The organism is Legionella sp. MW5194 (assembly GCF_016864235.1).
Lineage (GTDB): Bacteria > Pseudomonadota > Gammaproteobacteria > Legionellales > Legionellaceae > Legionella_C.
On the sequence record NZ_CP045732.1, the window covers coordinates 1,657,491 to 1,674,163 of the forward strand.

Consider the following 16,673-nt stretch of genomic DNA (forward strand, 5'->3'; position numbering starts at 1 on the left):
GCATGAAGTGTCCTCGCTTATCGACCAAGGAGTGACAGCACGGATTGCGGTATGCTGTTAGCCTGAGCAAGCATGGCAGTACCAGCTTGTTGCAGAATCTGAGCCTTGGTTAGGTTGGCCGTTTCAGCAGCAAAGTCAGCATCTTGAATTCGGCTACGTGCAGCAGAGAGGTTTTCTGCTACGTTTTGCAGATTCGAAATGGTTGACTCGAAGCGGTTTTGCAGAGCACCCATTGCTGCGCGGTTGGAAGTAACGGAGTTCAATGCGGAGTCAAGACGCTTGATGGCTTCTTGAGCGCCAGCGGCTGTGCTGACATCGACTGAATCCACACCCAGGGAGTCTTTAGCAATGGCTGCAGACAAGCCTAAGTTAGCTACTGTACCGCCGATGGCGATGGAATCCACGGCACTGATTGACAGACTTCCGCGCAAGACACCGTCAAAGTCACCACCAGTGACGCTGATACCGTCAGTACCTGCAGTGAAGCCGGTACCACTCTCAGTGACCGTGATGTTACGTCCGTCAGCTGCCGTTAAGGTCAAGTCACCGCCGTTTAAGCTGGCAATAACACCGGTTTGGTCACTGACGCCGTTGATGGCATCGCGAAGGTCTGAGTTACTGAGTGCCGTGGCCACGTCTTCGTTGGTGAATACCGCCACGCCGTTGATGGTCAGGTTGTACGTGTCACCTGCCGTACCGCCGATAGGACCGACTGTTTGTGTACCTGTCGTGGTCGCCGTCACACTCAAGCCTGAAACACCGGCATCATTGATGGCTGCAGCCTTGGCGTAAGCTGAGGTGCCATCCTGACCGTTTGCTGAGCCTGCGAAACCGGCACTGGAGTTGATGGTTGTTGCTGCACCGCCGCCAATTGAGATGGTAATGTCGGTTGCAGCCGCAGCGGCCACCTCGGTCCCATCCTCAGCCGCGATACCGCCGATTGACGACGCTTTTACGCTGCCGATAGCGAAGCTGATGGTTTGGTTGGCGTTGGCACCGACCTGGAAGCTGGCACTTGAGAAAGAACCATCCAGAATGCGCTGACCGTTAAACTCGGTATTGTTGGCAATACGGTCTAACTCTGCCTGCAGCTGGTTCACCTCTTCCTGGATGGCCTGACGGTCACCGGAATTGTTGGTTGAGTTCGCTGATTGCAGGGCAAGCTCACGCATACGTTGAAGGATGTTGGTGGTTTCACCCATGGCACCTTCAGCCGTTTGCGACAGGGAAATACCATCGTTCGCGTTACGAACAGCCTGGTTCATCCCTCTTATTTGAGCGGTCATGCGTTCAGAAATTGCCAAGCCTGCAGCATCATCTTTCGCGCTGTTGATTCGCAAGCTGGAAGACAACCGTTGAATAGCGGTTGTCATCGTTTTTTGCGAACTGTTTAAGTTACGTTGTGCGTTAAGCGACATGACGTTGGTATTAACCACTTGAGCCATAATAAAATCTCCTCACCTGAATCCCTGGATATGGGATCTGCTTTGTTCTCGGTGAATCCTGTTATTATTGTTATTCACCGTACCCACACTTGTTATCGGAATAAAAAAAGGGAACTTTAGGGGTGAATTGGTTTTTCTTGAAAAAGACAGGTTTTTGTTCTATTGCCTCAAGCACTTGCGCTGAAAGAATTCCTTGTTTTCTTGAAGAAAAGCAAGCTCTCAGGTAATTTTCAGGTTATACTGTGTGCCGTTTACGATCATGACGGATTCTTGTTTATGAGTTGGCTTAAAAAATTACTACCTTCAAAAATCAGAACCGAAACATCCCAGAAAAAAGGGGTGCCCGAAGGGCTATGGGTAAAATGCCAGGGCTGTAATTCGGTATTGTATCGCTCCGAGCTCGAAAAAAACCTCTCGGTTTGTGCCAATTGTAACCATCATCACCGCTTAACCGCGCGTGAGCGCCTTGCCCAGTTTCTGGATGAAGGGAGCCAGGAAGAAATAGCGGCTAACCTGGAGCCCATCGATCGCCTTAAATTCAAGGATTCCAAAAAATACAAGGATCGAATCAGTCAGGCACAAAAGGCCACTGGCGAGAAGGAAGCGCTCATTGTCGCCAAGGGCAATCTTCTCCAGCAACCCGTTGTGGTCAGCGCCTTTGAATTTAATTTTATGGGGGGGTCCATGGGGGCCACCGTCGGGGAAAAATTTGTCAGGGCCATCACCACTGCCACGGCGGAAAAACGCCCTTACATCTGCTTTACTGCCAGCGGCGGTGCTCGTATGCAGGAAGGGCTGTTCTCATTGATGCAAATGGCCAAAACATCGGCTGCCTTAGCCCGTTTCTCAGAGACCCGGTTACCCTTCATTGTGGTATTGACCGATCCCACCATGGGTGGGGTTTCGGCGAGCTTTGCGAGCCTGGGTGATCTCATTCTGGCTGAGCCCAATGCCTTAATTGGTTTCGCAGGCCCCCGAGTCATTGAACAAACCGTGCGACAAACGTTGCCTGAGGGTTTTCAGCGCAGTGAATTCCTGCTGGAGCACGGCCACATTGACATGATTGTCGAACGCAGGCTTCTGCGCTCGACGGTCGCAGAACTGGTTGCCAAATTATCGCATCGTGACGCACGCCACTGATTACCGTAGCTGGTCGCTTGAACACTGGTTGACTGTTCTTGAAAGCCGGCACAAAAAAGAAATCCAGCTGGGATTGGCCCGCATCGCCCGTGTTGCCGGCCAGCTGGACTTGCTTAGACCCCATGCCAAAGTCATTACAGTGGCTGGAACGAATGGCAAGGGGTCGACCGTGGCTTCACTGGAAGCCCTTTATCGCAGCGGGGGCTATCAGATCGGGGCTTACACCTCCCCGCATGTCCTGCACTTTAACGAACGCATTCGAATCAACGGCGTTCCTGTCTCTGACGAGGCCCTGACGGATGCTTTTTCTGTCATTGAAGAGGGGCGAGGCGAAACCCATCTGACTTATTTTGAAACGGCGACCCTGGCGGCGCTTTATCTGTTTCAGCAAACGCCGCTGGACTTGATTATTCTTGAAGTGGGTATCGGTGGGCGGCTGGATGCCACCAATATTATCGATGCCGATTTGGCCATTATAACCACCATTGATTACGATCATCAGGATTATCTGGGAGACACCCTGGAAAAAATAGGCGCTGAGAAAGCGGGAATATTACGGGAAGGTAAGCCTGTTATTTATGCAGATGTTTCACCGCCTTTGAGTATCCTGTCTGCAGTCCATGCGCTGCGCTGTCCCCATGCAGTGAATGGACAGCACTACCGTTACCGGATTGATCAGCAACAATTGACGTTTACAGACAGCCAGGGGACACTGCATTGCAGAGAGCCCTTTTTGCATGGGAATGCCTTGGCCGCTGCCATGATGACTACCCGCTACCTTCATGATCATTTGCCTGTGACGCCTGCACAGATTACTGAGGGATTAAGCGGTTTAACACTTAAGGGGCGTCAACAGGTGATTGAAACCGGACATCATACGGTTTTATTTGACGTGTCTCATAATCCGCAGGCGGCAGCGTATCTTGCAGACCATTTAGTAAAACAGTATTCAGGGCGACGCATTCATGCCGTTTTTTCTGCGCTTGGCGATAAGGATCTGACCGGCATAATCGCTCCGTTAAGCCCCTGGGTTGCGTGTTGGTATCCTGCGTTACTTCAAAGCAAGCGAGCGGCAACGAGCGAACAACTGCTCCAGGCGTTTGCAAACCATGGCATTGATGACGTTTTGTGTCATAATAGTCCATCGGCTGCGTACAAAACGGCTTGCCAACAGGCTTCTGCTGGTGATTTGATTTTAGTTTATGGTTCATTTTTTACTGTGTGCGCTGTATTACCGGCGGTAAGTAATGAAAACTTGAGCGAAGGGGTTTAATATGAAATTTACTATGGATGAGCGCGTCAAGCATCGCTTGGTAGGCATTGCCGTCATTTTGTCAGTTGTGGCTATATTTATGCCCGCCATTATGAAAAAATCCAGTCAACGATTTGATGACAACGTCAGTATGTCCGTTAAATTACCGCCTAAACCCGCTTTACCGCAAGTGTCCATGCCGGAAGAAAAGGAAATGTTTAAAACGGTGAAAGTGGCCCATGTTGATATTCCTCCAATTGACGAAGAAGCAAGACCGGCATCGACCCTGGCTAAGGCTGAGCCGTTGAGCCAGATGAATAAAGGCCCGGTCATTGTCGCTGAAGAAAAACCTGCAAAAAATGCTCCGGCCATCGCAATGGCTGACGTAAAACCTGCGGTTGTCAAAACCCAGGCTCCGCCGACGCGCCTCACTCAAATTAAAAAGCCTGCACTGGTTAAGCCGGTCAGTAAGCCGACACCGGTTCAGGTTGCTGCCAGGAAAACAAACCCCGCAGTCAGCAAACCACTTGCGACGGCCAATGCAGTGGCACGTTATGGTTATGCTGTCCAATTAGCGACGTTTTCTCAGCAACGCAATGCCGTGGCATTAATTGCGCGTTTAAAGAGCAAAGGGTATCAGGCTCGCTTTAATAAAGTGGTTGATAACAAAGGCACCGTTTATAAAGTAATTGTTGGTAACATGAAAGAACGACAGCAAGCCCAGAAATTACAGCAGCAACTGGCCAGCGCCATTCAGTTGAATGGATTCATCGTTACTACCCGGGTTAGTTAGGCATGCAATGGTACTGGGTTGATTTAGTCATTCTATCGATTATCGGTCTTTCGGTTATTACCGGTTTGTTCCGTGGCTTTATCAAGGAACTCATCGCCTTAGTGGTCTGGATTTTAGCCCTCTGGCTGGCTTATAACTACACTGACGTGGTGGGTCCCTGGTTTCAACCCTACATCCAGGATCCGACGGCACGTAAGGGCGCAGGCTTTGTGGTCATTCTATTGTCTACTTTGCTGGTTGGAGCCATTGTCAACGCGATATTAGGTTTTATCCTTAAACGTACAGGATTAAGCGGCACTGACCGGTTATTGGGCATGGCCTTTGGTTTTGTTCGTGGCGTTTTTATTGTGTCGCTGATTATGCTGGTTATTCAGATGACGTCGATGCCCCATGAGGAATATTCAAAGAATTCCCGCCTCTATGCCAAATTTAATCCCATTGTGCAATGGCTTTATAGCATGCTGCCTGATTTTATCAAAAAAGTTCAGCTGATCGATACCCAAAAAATTGTGGCGAACGCCTCCAGAGATCTGGAATTTACCAATCTCGATGAGATTTAAAAACTGACCGGCGTTGACTAGCCGCTTGTCTTAGCGGTACAGGCCATGGGTATTGATGTATTTCATTACAGAAACGGGCAACATGTCGCTGCTGATTACCTGACCCTCACGCAATTGCCTGCGGATTTGAGTTGACGAAAGGGGGTATTGCCCTGCATTAAACTGTTGAATGACACCAGCCTTTTCTGTCAAAAGCAAACCTTCCTCCTGCTTTTCATGATGGCGTAACAGCAGCTGCACTGCTTGGGGAGGCTTAACAACGACAGAAGGCCGCTTTATAACCAGCAAATTGCATAGATCAAGCAACCTTTCCCATTGATGCCAGGCGGGGAGCTGGTAAAAGGTATCCTGACCAAGGAGCAGGGTTACAGGCAGTTCATAACCTCGTTTCTCTCGCAAGTGGCTTAACGTTGTCACCATGTAAGAAGGAGAGTCGCGTTCAATTTCAGTGCAATCGATTTGAAAATTCAACGTTGACGGCAACTCTGCTAAAGCAAGTGTTAACATTGCCACACGCTGTTCTCCAGACGCATGTGCTTCTTCCTTCAATAAAGGAACCCTGCAGGGTAGAAAAGAAAAGCAATCAAAATGAAAGTGATTCTGCACAGCCAGGGCTGTATTCATATGACCTTTGTGAACCGGGTCGAAGGTGCCGCCAAAAAGGATGAGGTTATTCAAGGTAATAGGACCTGTTGACCCGAGCATAAGCCCACGACCAGCAATTCGAAATGACGTGGAATCTGCGGAGTCTGACTTGTTTTGATTAGTGTATCCAGTTTGCCGCAAAACGCCAACAAGCTGGATAACCCTTCTTCTGTATGCCTTTTTAAAGCTGTCTGGTAAAGTTTTCCGCGTTGAGGCCATATTTTTAACTGATTCAAGGTGCTGGAAAAAGGGAGCTCCAGTTGAATGCTGTGATGGAGTTGCAGTAAAAGACGCACTTCTTGAGCCAGAACCCATAAAATCAGTGTCCATTCCACCCGGTTTTCAGCAGCATGCCGCAGTATGATCAAGGCCTGAGCAGTATCACCCAGCAGGCAGGCGTCGCTTAGCTCAAACAATTGATACTGAGCCTGATCAAACAGGTATTGTTTCATCAGTGTAATCGTTAATTCATGCTCAAGATCATGGGTAATCCTGATTTTATCTAATAATTGCGCACAGGCGGCTAAGTTGCCGCGAGTATATTGCTCAATCAATGGCAGTACAGCCGCCTGATAGCGAATGGCATGCTGGGCTAATTGCTCTTTGACCCAGCGTTGCACGGCGGCTTTATCCGGGGCTTTTGTCTGTACCAGAGTCACCTGAGAATGATTGACCAGGAACTGCAATGATTTTTGGGTCAGATCTGACGCGCGCAAAAGGAGTAAGCAGTCAGGATTGACACGGGCTAAATACGATTCAAAAAAGGCCTTTCCCTCACTGTCCAAGGATTTTTTCCCATAGCGCGCGTCCACCAGGGTCGCTTCCGCAAAAAGAGAATAATTAGTCACCGCATCCATCAGTCTGGCCCAATCACCAGAAGACTCGATATCCATCACCTTGACATCACTGCCTTGAGAGTGCAAAGAATTCCAGGTTTGCTTTAAGGTGGTGACAGCCTGGTCGATAAGAAAATGGTCCTGTCCCATCAAGACATAACTGGCTGATAAAGGGGAACTGACCTGAAAGCGGATATCCTGATGTTTTATTAACATGGTGTTTACTGTTGCGGCTTACGGTTCAAGCGAATAAGGATTTGCATCACGGCATCCCGGCGCATTTCGTTATACAACGTCGATTCTTCAAAATCTGAACCTAAAATTCGATCATTGTTGACTGTCAATTGCCGTGATACTCCCACTTGGGTTGAGGGAATCAGTACGGGTCCCCTCTGTTTAACCAATGAAAAACGAACGGTGTACACCAGTTGATATTGACGGGGAGTCGTGCTGGCACTGACGCTGGTGAGCTGTTGCTGGTTGTGATCCCGCTCCACAATAAGCAGGTAGTGAGCTTCGGCAGGATTTGAGACAACCACGATGTTGTAAGCCTCAAGTTGTTCTTTAAGCAGAGGGCCTAAATCGCGATGAGCATCCTGGATGACCACCGCGACATGATTGAGCCAACGCGGCATTTCTGCTACGCCGCGCAATTTAAAGCCGCAGGCTGCGAGCAGACTGACCAAGCTTAAGAGAACAAGTCGCTTTTGCATCAGCTGACAACCAGATTGATTAATTGGCGGTGCATAACCACAATGGCCTTTTTAATGGCTTTGTCCTCGATGAACGCATGGGCATGCTGCTTTGCCAATTGAATCAGGGTGTCCTCATCGCTGTCACTGTCCGCACTGAATTGCGCGCGCAGTTTGCCGTTAACCTGAACAACAAAATCGAGCTCGTCGCTTTTCAGCGCACTTTTATCCACCTTGGGCCATGGCGCATCGATGATCACACGATCATAACCAAGCTGCTGCCACAAATGGTGACCAATGTGCGGGGTTATGGGCGCTAACAGGCGCAATAAAATGCTCATGCCTGCATGAATAAAATACTTGTCGTCTTCCGTTTCAACAGCATAGGCTGATAATTCATTAAATAATTTCATGCAGCCTGAAACCACCGTGTTGAACTGGTGCTTTTCATAATCATTGCTGGCCTGTGCGAGAATCTGATTGACAGCCATGCGTGATTTTTTAAGCCGGCTTTCAGCGTGTTGCCAATCCACGTGCCCATTGCCGTCGGAAATGGCATTGTTGGCTTCCTTAATCAGATCCTGATGCTGATACGCAAAGGCCCAGATGCGCTTGAGAAAACGATGAGCTCCTTCCACGGCGGTATCGGACCATTCCAGGGATTGTTCTGGCGGTGCCGCAAACATCACAAACAGACGGGCCGTGTCGGCGCCGTAGGTATCAATCAGGTGATTTGGATCAACGATATTGCCTAAGGATTTAGACATTTTATGGCCGTCTTTGAGCACCATACCTTGAGTCAGTAATGCCTTGAAGGGTTCATCGGAATTGACAAGCCCTTCATCCCGCATCAATTTATGAAAAAATCGGGCATAGAGCAGATGCATTACTGCATGTTCAATCCCGCCAATGTATTGATCCACCGGTGTCCAATACTTGGCACGATCGTCGAGCATGGCATTGTCCTGCCCCTTACAGGCAAAACGGGCATAGTACCAGGAAGACTCCACGAAGGTATCGAAGGTATCGGTTTCACGCATCGCATCCTGTCGGCATTTGGGGCATTGCGTATGCAGAAAGTCACTGCACTGGGCCAAGGGCGAACCGTTGCCTGAGAATTGAATGTTTTCCGGGAGTTCAACGGGTAATTCATCTTCAGGTACGGGGACAATGCCGCATTCTTCACAATGAATCATGGGAATCGGTGTACCCCAGTAGCGTTGTCTTGAAACGCCCCAGTCACGAAGGCGATAATTGACTGTGATTTTACCCAGTTCCTGTTCTTCAATATAGGTTGAAATGGTTTTAATCGCCTGAGCAGAGGGGAGTCCATTAAATGGTTCTGAATGAATCAACTCACCTTCGCCGGTAAAAGCCGATTGGCTGTAGTCATGGGTGCCTTCAACGGGTTTGATGACTTCTTTCAAAGGCAATTGGTATTTTTGTGCGAATTCCCAGTCGCGCTGATCGTGTGCGGGGACGGCCATTACCGCACCGGAACCGTATTGCATCAGGACAAAATTGGCTATCCACACGGGAACCTCAGCGCCGGTGATTGGATGAATGGCCATGAAAGAAGTCGCTATTCCTCTTTTTTCCATGGTGGCCAGATCAGCCTCCGCCATACGGACACCCTGACAGCTTTCAACAAATTCCTGAACAGCGGCATTGGTTTTGGCGGCTTCTTTCGCCAGCGGATGGTCTGGTGCGACGGCCAGATAGGTTACTCCCATGAGGGTATCGGGGCGGGTGGTATAAATTTTAAGCTTTTTGGCATAGCCTTCCACTTTAAAGGCAATTTCGCAGCCCTCGGAGCGGCCTATCCAGTTGCGCTGCATCTGTTTGACCTGGGAAGGCCATTCGTCCAGCGTATCCAAATCATTAAGCAGTTCATCCGCGTAAGCGGTGATTTTAATAAACCACTGGGATATTTCCCGTCGTTCAACCAGCGCGCCTGAGCGCCAGCCGCGGCCGTCTACGACCTGCTCATTGGCGAGCACCGTCTGATCCACAGGATCCCAGTTAACCAGGGCATTCTTTTTATAGACCAGGCCTTTTTCATACAATTTAATGAAAAACCACTGTTCCCAGCGGTAATAATCGGCATCACAGGTTGCGATTTCGCGCTTCCAGTCATAAGCGTTGCCAAGACGCATGAATTGTTCTTTCATGGAGGCAATGTTTTTTCGGGTCCACTCAGCCGGATGAATGCCATGTTTAATGGCAGCGTTTTCAGCGGGCAAACCGAATGCATCCCAGCCAATGGGTTGCAAAACATTTTTACCCAGCGCCCGCTGGTAGCGGGCAATCACATCGCCCAGAGTATAATTCCGGACATGCCCCATATGCAGTGTTCCGCTGGGGTAAGGGAACATGGATAAGCAATAAAATTTTTCTCTGTTTAAATCTTCAGTGACATTAAACGATTGTTTTTTAAGCCAATACTGTTGGGCTTGTTCTTCAACATCTCGCGGTTTATAGCTAATATCCATAGTTAAACGTTGTATTCAGACAGGCTGGTAAGGATAACGCCTCTTGACCTCGCCAGCAATAGCTTCTGCCGAGTCTTTGTTTTTTAATTGCTTTTGAACCAGGCAGAATAGATAGATCAGGGCACAAAATAACAAAACCGGTGTATCTCCCCAATACGTCCATGGCGTGCTGCCGGTCATCGGGTAGAGGGAGGCGCGCAACAGACCCGAGGTGAATGCGGGTAACGACGCGACAATGTCTCCCTGGTGATTGATGATGGAAGATAAACCGTCATTGTTGGCGACTGCCTGATAACGGGCGACCTGCAAGGAACGAACCTGGGCCATTTGTTGCTGCTGGTACATGGCAAGGGAGTGGCCAAACCAGCCGTCATCGCTGATGGAAACGATCCATTCCGCGGCGGGTAATTGACGGCGTAACAGGTCGCCATACGCCAATTCATAACAGATAAGGCTGGCAATGGCGTGTTTTTGAACGCGAATAAGCGTTTGATCGGACTTGCCTGCCTGCAGATTGGCATCGGGTATGCCCAGCCAGTCGCTGAGTGCAATAAAAAACCGGGGCATGTATTCCCCGAAGGGAACAAGATGCTGCTTCTGATAACTGCCTCTGGCTTTGCCGAGTGTAATTAATGAATTGAAGTAACGCTCGTCGCCCGGGGAAACCGGTTGAGGGATACCTAGTAGAATGGCGCTGCCTGCCCGTTTCGCCCGCTGCTGCATCTGGTAAAGAAAATCACTGACATAACTTGGCGGCAGGGGAATCGCTGATTCAGGCATCAGAATCAGTTCCGTTCCCAACAGTTTTTCCGTTTCCTCCTGATAACCTTGCAGTAATTGCCAGAATAAGGCCTCATCCCATTTGTCGCGCATGGATAAGTTCGCCTGAATGACACCGACGCTGACAGGTGCTGCATGCGATTCGCTCCACTGCCTGTGTTTAAAAACGAAGGGCGTGAGCACGATGACAATGAAGAGGACAACATGCCTTAAGCGGGTGACGCCCTGTGCTTTAAAACCCAGCGATAGCAGGGCAGCAGCAAAGCAGGTTAGAAAACCGATGCCATACACGCCGATGATCGGGAGGAGAAACTTAAACGGTGCATCGAATTGACCGAAGCCGAGCAAAAGCCAGGGAAACCCTGTCAGAAATGTGGCGCGCAGGTATTCACCAAGAATCCAAAGGGCACTGAAAGCAAAGGCTGAGAGTAGAGTAAAGGGTTGAATTCTGAGCCGGTTGAACAAAAATGCCGTCAAGGCCGGAAACAGGGAGAGGTAAATGATAAACAGAAAGGTAATGAGCGCCGAGAGCAAATCGTTTAAATGACCATACTCATGAATGCTCACAAAGATCCAGGAGACGCCCAACCCGAAAAAACCAAATCCATAAACCAGGCCATGAAGAAAAGCGGATTTCGGAGTCTCATTTAAAAGATGATAAAACAAAGCCAGCGAAAGGATGGCTAAACCTGGCAGATGGAAGGGCGCAAAACTCAGGGGCAGCATTAAACCAAAGAAAAAAAACCGTAAAAAGACAGGAATAGCCCTCTTTTTTACAGCAAATGATTCAAATTGTTCAATTGGAGTGCTGACTTCCATGAGATAAAAAGAATATAAATGATTGCAACAATAAAACACTCCCTGTAAAAGGTCAAGAATTTTACAAATAATTCAATAAGATCAATTCAGTATTCAAGTGTGTGCCTGTTTAGTGTACGATGACGGCTCGTTTTACAATGGAGAGGGAATGTATGTACAACGTTATGATTACCGGAGCGGGTAAAATTGGCAGTCTGATTGCCTGTTTGTTAGCAGAAAGCGGCGATTATCAGGTCCATATTGCTGATTTGGAATTTTCCGGAACGGACGTAAGCCGGTTGCTGCAAACCATGCCGCAAATCAAAACCGTCGCGATGGATGTAAAGGACGAGCACTCAATTTTGACTTATCTGCAAACCAATAATATTGTTGCGGTCATTTCAAGTCTGCCTTATTTCCTCAATACCCATGTTGCCAAAGTAGCCAAAGCGGCTAAAGCGCATTATTTTGATTTAACCGAAGACACGTCGGTCACAGAGGCTGTGAAGCAGATTGCTGAGGGTGCCGACACCGCGTTTGTCCCCCAGTGCGGTTTGGCTCCAGGGTTTATCAGTATCGCGGCCAATAGTCTAATGAAAGAGTTTGACGAATGCCTGCATGCGGAGCTTCGTGTCGGTGCTTTACCGCAACGTGCCAACAATGCCCTGCATTATTCACTGACCTGGTCCACCGATGGGGTCATTAATGAATACGGTAATCTGTGTTATGGCATCGAACATGGCAAGCCCGCTGTCATGCGGCCGCTGGAGGGGCTCGAAGCCATTCAAATCGATGGCTGTGAATACGAAGCATTCAATACCTCCGGCGGGCTTGGAAGTCTGGCTGAATTGTACGAGGGTAAAATTCAGACATTGAATTACAAAACCATGCGCTACCCTGGTCATTGCGAAAAAATGCGTTTATTAATGAATGATCTAAAATTAAATGAAGACCGTGACACCTTAAAGCGCATTTTAGAACGCGCCATTCCCAAAACCTACCAGGATATCGTGATTGTTTATGTGTCGGTTGAAGGCATCAAACACGGCGAACTGTCTGAGAAGAGCTACGTGAGAAAAGTCTATCCCGCAACGATCTGCGGGCTTGAATGGTCTGCTATTCAAGTCAGTACGGCCTCCGGGGTCTGCGCAGTGGTTGATCTGGTCCTTGGTCAGGAAAATGAATACCATGGCCTCGTCCTCCAGGAAAACTTCCTGTTGTCGGATGTTCTTGCCAATCGTTTCGGCCATTACTACGCATAGGAGAACGAAATGGATTTATTAAGTAAGCTGGGCATTGCCTCCATCAACCCCGGTGCGTTCAGTGGCCAGGGTTGGCGCAGCGAGATACAAGGGGGTCGTTTGACCTCCTATTGCCCTGCAACCGGTGAAAAACTCGCTGAAGTGGCGACCTGCACCCTGGCTGATTACGAAACAATACTGGAACGTGCCGAGAAGGCCGCTTTAGCCTGGCGTCAGGTCCCGGCGCCCAAGCGCGGTGAAATTATCCGCCAAATGGGCGACGCGCTACGCGAGCATAAGGATTGGCTGGGAAGCCTGGTATCGCTTGAAATGGGTAAATCCAAGCAGGAGGGCGATGGCGAAGTTCAGGAAATGATTGATATTGCCGATTTTGCGGTGGGACAATCCCGCATGCTCTACGGCAACACCATGCACTCGGAACGTCCTAACCACCGTATGTATGAGCAATGGCATCCCTATGGCATCGTCGGTGTCATTTCAGCATTTAATTTTCCGGTGGCGGTGTGGTCATGGAATGCGTTTATTGCGGCCATCTGTGGCAATGTCACCTTATGGAAACCCTCTGCCAAGACACCTCTGTGTGCTATTGCTGTACAGCATGTCTGCAATAAAGTACTGCAGGCCAACAATTGCCCTGAAATTTTTTCACTGGTCATCCCTGATTCACATGATGTCACTGAACGTCTGGTTGATGATGCACGTATCCCGCTCATTTCATTTACCGGTTCCACGGCAGTAGGCAAACAAGTGGCTGCCAAAGTCGCTGGTCGCCTGGGTAAAACCATTCTGGAACTGGGTGGTAACAATGCCATTATTCTGGATGAGTCGGCTGACCTGAATCTGGCCATTCCAGGGATTGTTTTCGGTGCGGTGGGAACTGCCGGACAACGTTGTACCAGCACACGGCGATTGTTTGTTCATCAGACTCTTTATAAAGATGTCGTCAAGCGTCTTCAGCATGCCTATGAGCAAATTACTATCGGTGATCCATTGGACAGTAACAATCTCATGGGCCCCCTGATTGATGAGCAAGCGGTCAATCAATTTAAGTCGGCTGTTTCCCGCATTAAGCAGGCTGGGGGTCAGGTTGTTTTTGGTGGGGAAGTGTTGAACAAAGCCGGTTACTTTGTCCAGCCTACCCTGGTGACCGACATCAGAAATGACTGGGATATTGTGCAGGAAGAGACCTTTGCTCCGATTCTTTATGTCATGCCGTTCTCAACCCTGGATGAGGCCATTGCATTGCAAAACGGTGTACCGCAAGGGCTTTCTTCTGCTATCTTTACTCAGAACCTTAAAAATGCTGAGCGCTTTTTAAGCGCCAAAGGCAGCGATTGCGGCATTGCCAATGTCAATATTGGCACATCCGGCGCTGAAATCGGCGGGGCATTTGGCGGTGAGAAAGAAACCGGTGGCGGCCGTGAGTCCGGCTCCGATTCCTGGAAAGCCTACATGCGTCGTCAGACCAATACCATTAATTGGGGAGATGACTTACCTTTAGCCCAGGGAATACGGTTTAATCTGTCTTAGACTTCAGGTCAACAGCACCGGCATTATAAAGGGCCGGTGCATCGCGAATCCATAAACCGACACATGAGGATAGGAATCATGCAGGGACATTTTTTCATTAAAAAAATTGCTGTTTTGGGTGCAGGCGTTATGGGAGCGCAAATTGCGGCTCATTGTGTCAATGCGGGAATAGAAACCCTGCTGTTTGATCTGGCGCCTCAGGAAGGCGGTAAAAACAGCATTGTCGATAAATCCATCGCCAATCTTGGGAAACTTAAACCCACACCGCTGGCTACTCCTCAAACGGCGTCTCTGCTTGAAGCGAAAAACTATGAAGAAAACCTGGCTGATCTGAGTGAGTGTGATTTAATCATTGAAGCCATCGCGGAGCGCATGGATTGGAAAGCGGATCTCTATAAACGGATTACTCCCTTTTTAAAAGAAAAAACCATTCTGGTAAGTAATACCTCAGGCTTAAGCATCAATGCCTTGGCTGACGTGTTGCCGGAAAATTACCGCCACCGTTTTTGCGGTGTTCATTTTTTTAACCCGCCCCGGTACATGCATTTGGCTGAACTCATCCCCGCGTCTGCAACCAGCCCGCAATTAGTCAATGATCTCGAGACCTGGCTGACCAGCAAATTGGGCAAAGGGGTGGTCATTGCGAAAGACACGCCCAATTTTATTGCCAATCGCATTGGTGTGTTTTCTTTGTTAGCCACGCTTCATCATGCGGAGGCGATGGGCATTGGCCTCGATGAGGTGGATGCGCTGACTGGCGCGCTGGTCGGAAGACCGAAATCGGCTACTTTCAGAACAATGGACGTGGTGGGCTTAGACACCATGGCGCATGTTGTGCGTACCATGGACGAGCAGCTAGGTAACGACCCCTGGCATGCCTGTTTTAAATTACCAGATTGGTTAACTCAGCTCATAAAAGAAGGGCATCTTGGGCAGAAAACCGGTCAGGGTATTTACCGTAAAAACGGTAAAACCATTGAAGTGTATGATGTTGACAGCAAGCATTATCGTATAGCCGGTGGTGAAATCAGCGATGAAGTCAAGGCCATTATGAAAAACTCGGATGCAAGGCAACGCATGAGTGCATTAATGGCTTCGAAAGAGAAGCAGGCGCAATTTTTAAGTGCCTGTTTCCGTGATCTGTTCCATTATTGCGCTTACCATCTGGCGGGCATCGCAGACACAGTCCGTGATGTGGATTTAGCGATTCGCTGGGGCTTTGGTTGGCAATCGGGTCCGTTTGAGACCTGGCAAAGCGCCGGTGTCGCTGAGGTGCTGTCCTTCATTCAAGAGGGCATCCGTTCGCACCAGTCACTCAGTACGGCTGCATTACCGCAGTGGTTAAACGAAGAGACGCAATTTTATACTGCAGCGGGTGCGTTTTCACCGCAGTCAGGGCAATATAAAAAACCAAGTTCCTTACCAGTTTACCAACGGCAGTATTTTAAGGACACGGTGATTTTTGAAAAATCGCAGGAGCCTTTGCAAGTTATTTATGAAAATGGCGGCGTGACAATGGCCCATTTGAAAGACGATGTCGCCATGCTTTCATTTAAAAGTAAAGCCAACACGATTGGCCAGGATGTACTGGATGGTTTGCAGGAAGCCATTGCCAGAGCAGAAAAACAGTGTCGCGGCTTAATCATTTATCAAAGCGACGTCACTAATTTCAGTTCTGGAGCTGATCTGCGTGGCGTGGCTAATTTGATTCAGACCAACCGCATGGAGGCGCTGGATAAAATGGTGCATCAATTCCAGCAAACGGCCATGCAATTAAAGTATTGCAGTATTCCGACCATTGCCGCGCTGAGAGGACGCGCCCTGGGCGGCGGTTGTGAGTTAATGATGCATTGCGATGCCGTCATTGCAGCCTTTGAATCCTATCCCGGTCTGGTGGAAGTCGGTGTGGGTCTGATTCCAGCCGGCGGTGGATGTAAAGAAATGGCTTTGCGTGCAGCAAAACAGGCCGGTGATGCGGATTTGCTGATGTTTATCCAGCCTTATTTCCAGCAGATTGCCACCGCGTTTGTCGCCGGTTCAGCTCCCGAGGCCTTACAGCGCGGGTACCTGAAGGCCAAGGACAGCTGGGTCATGCATCACAATGAAGTGTTGTATGCTGCTCTGGCCAAAATCAATGAAATGCAGGCTCTGAATTATCAACCGCCACTTCAGTCATTAATCAAGGTCGCTGGCCGTGAAGGGCATGCCCGTTTGCGGGCGGGATTGGTGAACTGGTTGGAGGGCGGTTTTATTTCTCAGCATGATTATTTCCTGGCGGACAAACTGGCTGAGGTCATTTGCGGCGGCCCTGTGGACGAGGGGACTCTGGTTGATGAAGCCTGGCTGCTGAACAGAGAAAGAGAGGCCTTTTTAACGCTCGCTGCCACACCCTTAACTCAGGCGAGGATTGCCCATCTGTTAGAAACCGGCAAACCATTACGCAATTAA

General features: G+C 49.2%; 13 protein-coding genes. 7 read left to right on the forward strand and 6 right to left on the reverse strand.

Going from position 1 to position 16,673, the window contains the following annotated elements:
• Positions 1 to 17: 17 nt before the first annotated feature.
• On the reverse strand, positions 18 to 1,445 hold the full coding sequence (locus tag GH742_RS07730) for a flagellin (protein WP_203454141.1): 1,428 nt from the start codon (positions 1,443 to 1,445) through the stop codon (positions 18 to 20).
• A gap of 276 nt (positions 1,446 to 1,721) precedes the next feature.
• On the opposite strand from GH742_RS07730, the gene accD reads away from it, so the two are divergent.
• From accD to GH742_RS07750, 4 genes are read left to right on the forward strand one after another with little or no spacing between them, the layout of a single operon-like run.
• Complete coding sequence (accD, locus tag GH742_RS07735; protein ID WP_203454142.1) at positions 1,722 to 2,585, forward strand: acetyl-CoA carboxylase, carboxyltransferase subunit beta; 864 nt, start codon at positions 1,722 to 1,724, stop codon at positions 2,583 to 2,585.
• Positions 2,569 to 3,858, forward strand: coding sequence for a bifunctional tetrahydrofolate synthase/dihydrofolate synthase (gene folC / locus GH742_RS07740; RefSeq protein WP_203454143.1), 1,290 nt, complete (start codon positions 2,569 to 2,571; stop codon positions 3,856 to 3,858). The genes accD and folC overlap by 17 nt, the downstream gene beginning before the upstream one ends.
• Before the next feature lies 1 nt (position 3,859).
• The gene (locus GH742_RS07745) at positions 3,860 to 4,630 is read left to right on the forward strand and encodes an SPOR domain-containing protein (RefSeq protein WP_203454144.1); all 771 of its coding nucleotides are present in this window, start codon (positions 3,860 to 3,862) and stop codon (positions 4,628 to 4,630) included.
• Between the two features lie 2 nt (positions 4,631 to 4,632).
• A complete protein-coding gene (locus tag GH742_RS07750; protein ID WP_203454145.1) occupies positions 4,633 to 5,190 on the forward strand; it encodes a CvpA family protein in 558 nt (185 codons plus the stop codon).
• Between the two features lie 30 nt (positions 5,191 to 5,220).
• Here GH742_RS07750 and nadD read toward each other — a convergent pair whose 3' ends face one another.
• Genes nadD through lnt form a run of 5 tightly spaced genes read right to left on the reverse strand, consistent with a single transcriptional unit; the run spans position 5,221 to position 11,454 of the window.
• The gene (gene nadD / locus GH742_RS07755) at positions 5,221 to 5,868 is read right to left on the reverse strand and encodes a nicotinate-nucleotide adenylyltransferase (protein ID WP_203454146.1); all 648 of its coding nucleotides are present in this window, start codon (positions 5,866 to 5,868) and stop codon (positions 5,221 to 5,223) included.
• Positions 5,865 to 6,887 (reverse strand): DNA polymerase III subunit delta, encoded by a 1,023-nt coding sequence (gene holA, locus GH742_RS07760; RefSeq protein ID WP_203454154.1) that lies wholly within the window; start codon positions 6,885 to 6,887, stop codon positions 5,865 to 5,867. Before holA ends, nadD begins: the two co-directional genes overlap by 4 nt.
• A gap of 5 nt (positions 6,888 to 6,892) precedes the next feature.
• Positions 6,893 to 7,384 (reverse strand): LPS assembly lipoprotein LptE, encoded by a 492-nt coding sequence (lptE, locus tag GH742_RS07765; protein ID WP_203454156.1) that lies wholly within the window; start codon positions 7,382 to 7,384, stop codon positions 6,893 to 6,895.
• A complete protein-coding gene (leuS, locus tag GH742_RS07770) occupies positions 7,384 to 9,855 on the reverse strand; it encodes a leucine--tRNA ligase (RefSeq protein ID WP_203454160.1) in 2,472 nt (823 codons plus the stop codon). The genes lptE and leuS overlap by 1 nt, the downstream gene beginning before the upstream one ends.
• Before the next feature lie 15 nt (positions 9,856 to 9,870).
• A complete protein-coding gene (gene lnt, locus GH742_RS07775; RefSeq protein ID WP_239005179.1) occupies positions 9,871 to 11,454 on the reverse strand; it encodes an apolipoprotein N-acyltransferase in 1,584 nt (527 codons plus the stop codon).
• 152 nt (positions 11,455 to 11,606) lie between these two features.
• Here lnt and GH742_RS07780 point away from each other — a divergent pair, with 152 nt between their 5' ends.
• The 3 genes from GH742_RS07780 to GH742_RS07790 all read left to right on the forward strand — a co-directional run bounded on the left by GH742_RS07780 (position 11,607) and on the right by GH742_RS07790 (position 16,673).
• Positions 11,607 to 12,695, forward strand: a complete 1,089-nt coding sequence (locus GH742_RS07780) for a saccharopine dehydrogenase family protein (protein ID WP_203454161.1) — start codon at positions 11,607 to 11,609, stop codon at positions 12,693 to 12,695.
• Positions 12,696 to 12,704: 9 nt separating this feature from the next.
• A complete protein-coding gene (locus GH742_RS07785) occupies positions 12,705 to 14,225 on the forward strand; it encodes an aldehyde dehydrogenase family protein (RefSeq protein ID WP_203454162.1) in 1,521 nt (506 codons plus the stop codon).
• Between the two features lie 78 nt (positions 14,226 to 14,303).
• Positions 14,304 to 16,673 carry a 3-hydroxyacyl-CoA dehydrogenase/enoyl-CoA hydratase family protein gene (locus GH742_RS07790; protein ID WP_203454163.1) on the forward strand — a complete coding sequence of 790 codons (2,370 nt, stop codon included), beginning with the start codon at positions 14,304 to 14,306 and terminating at the stop codon, positions 16,671 to 16,673.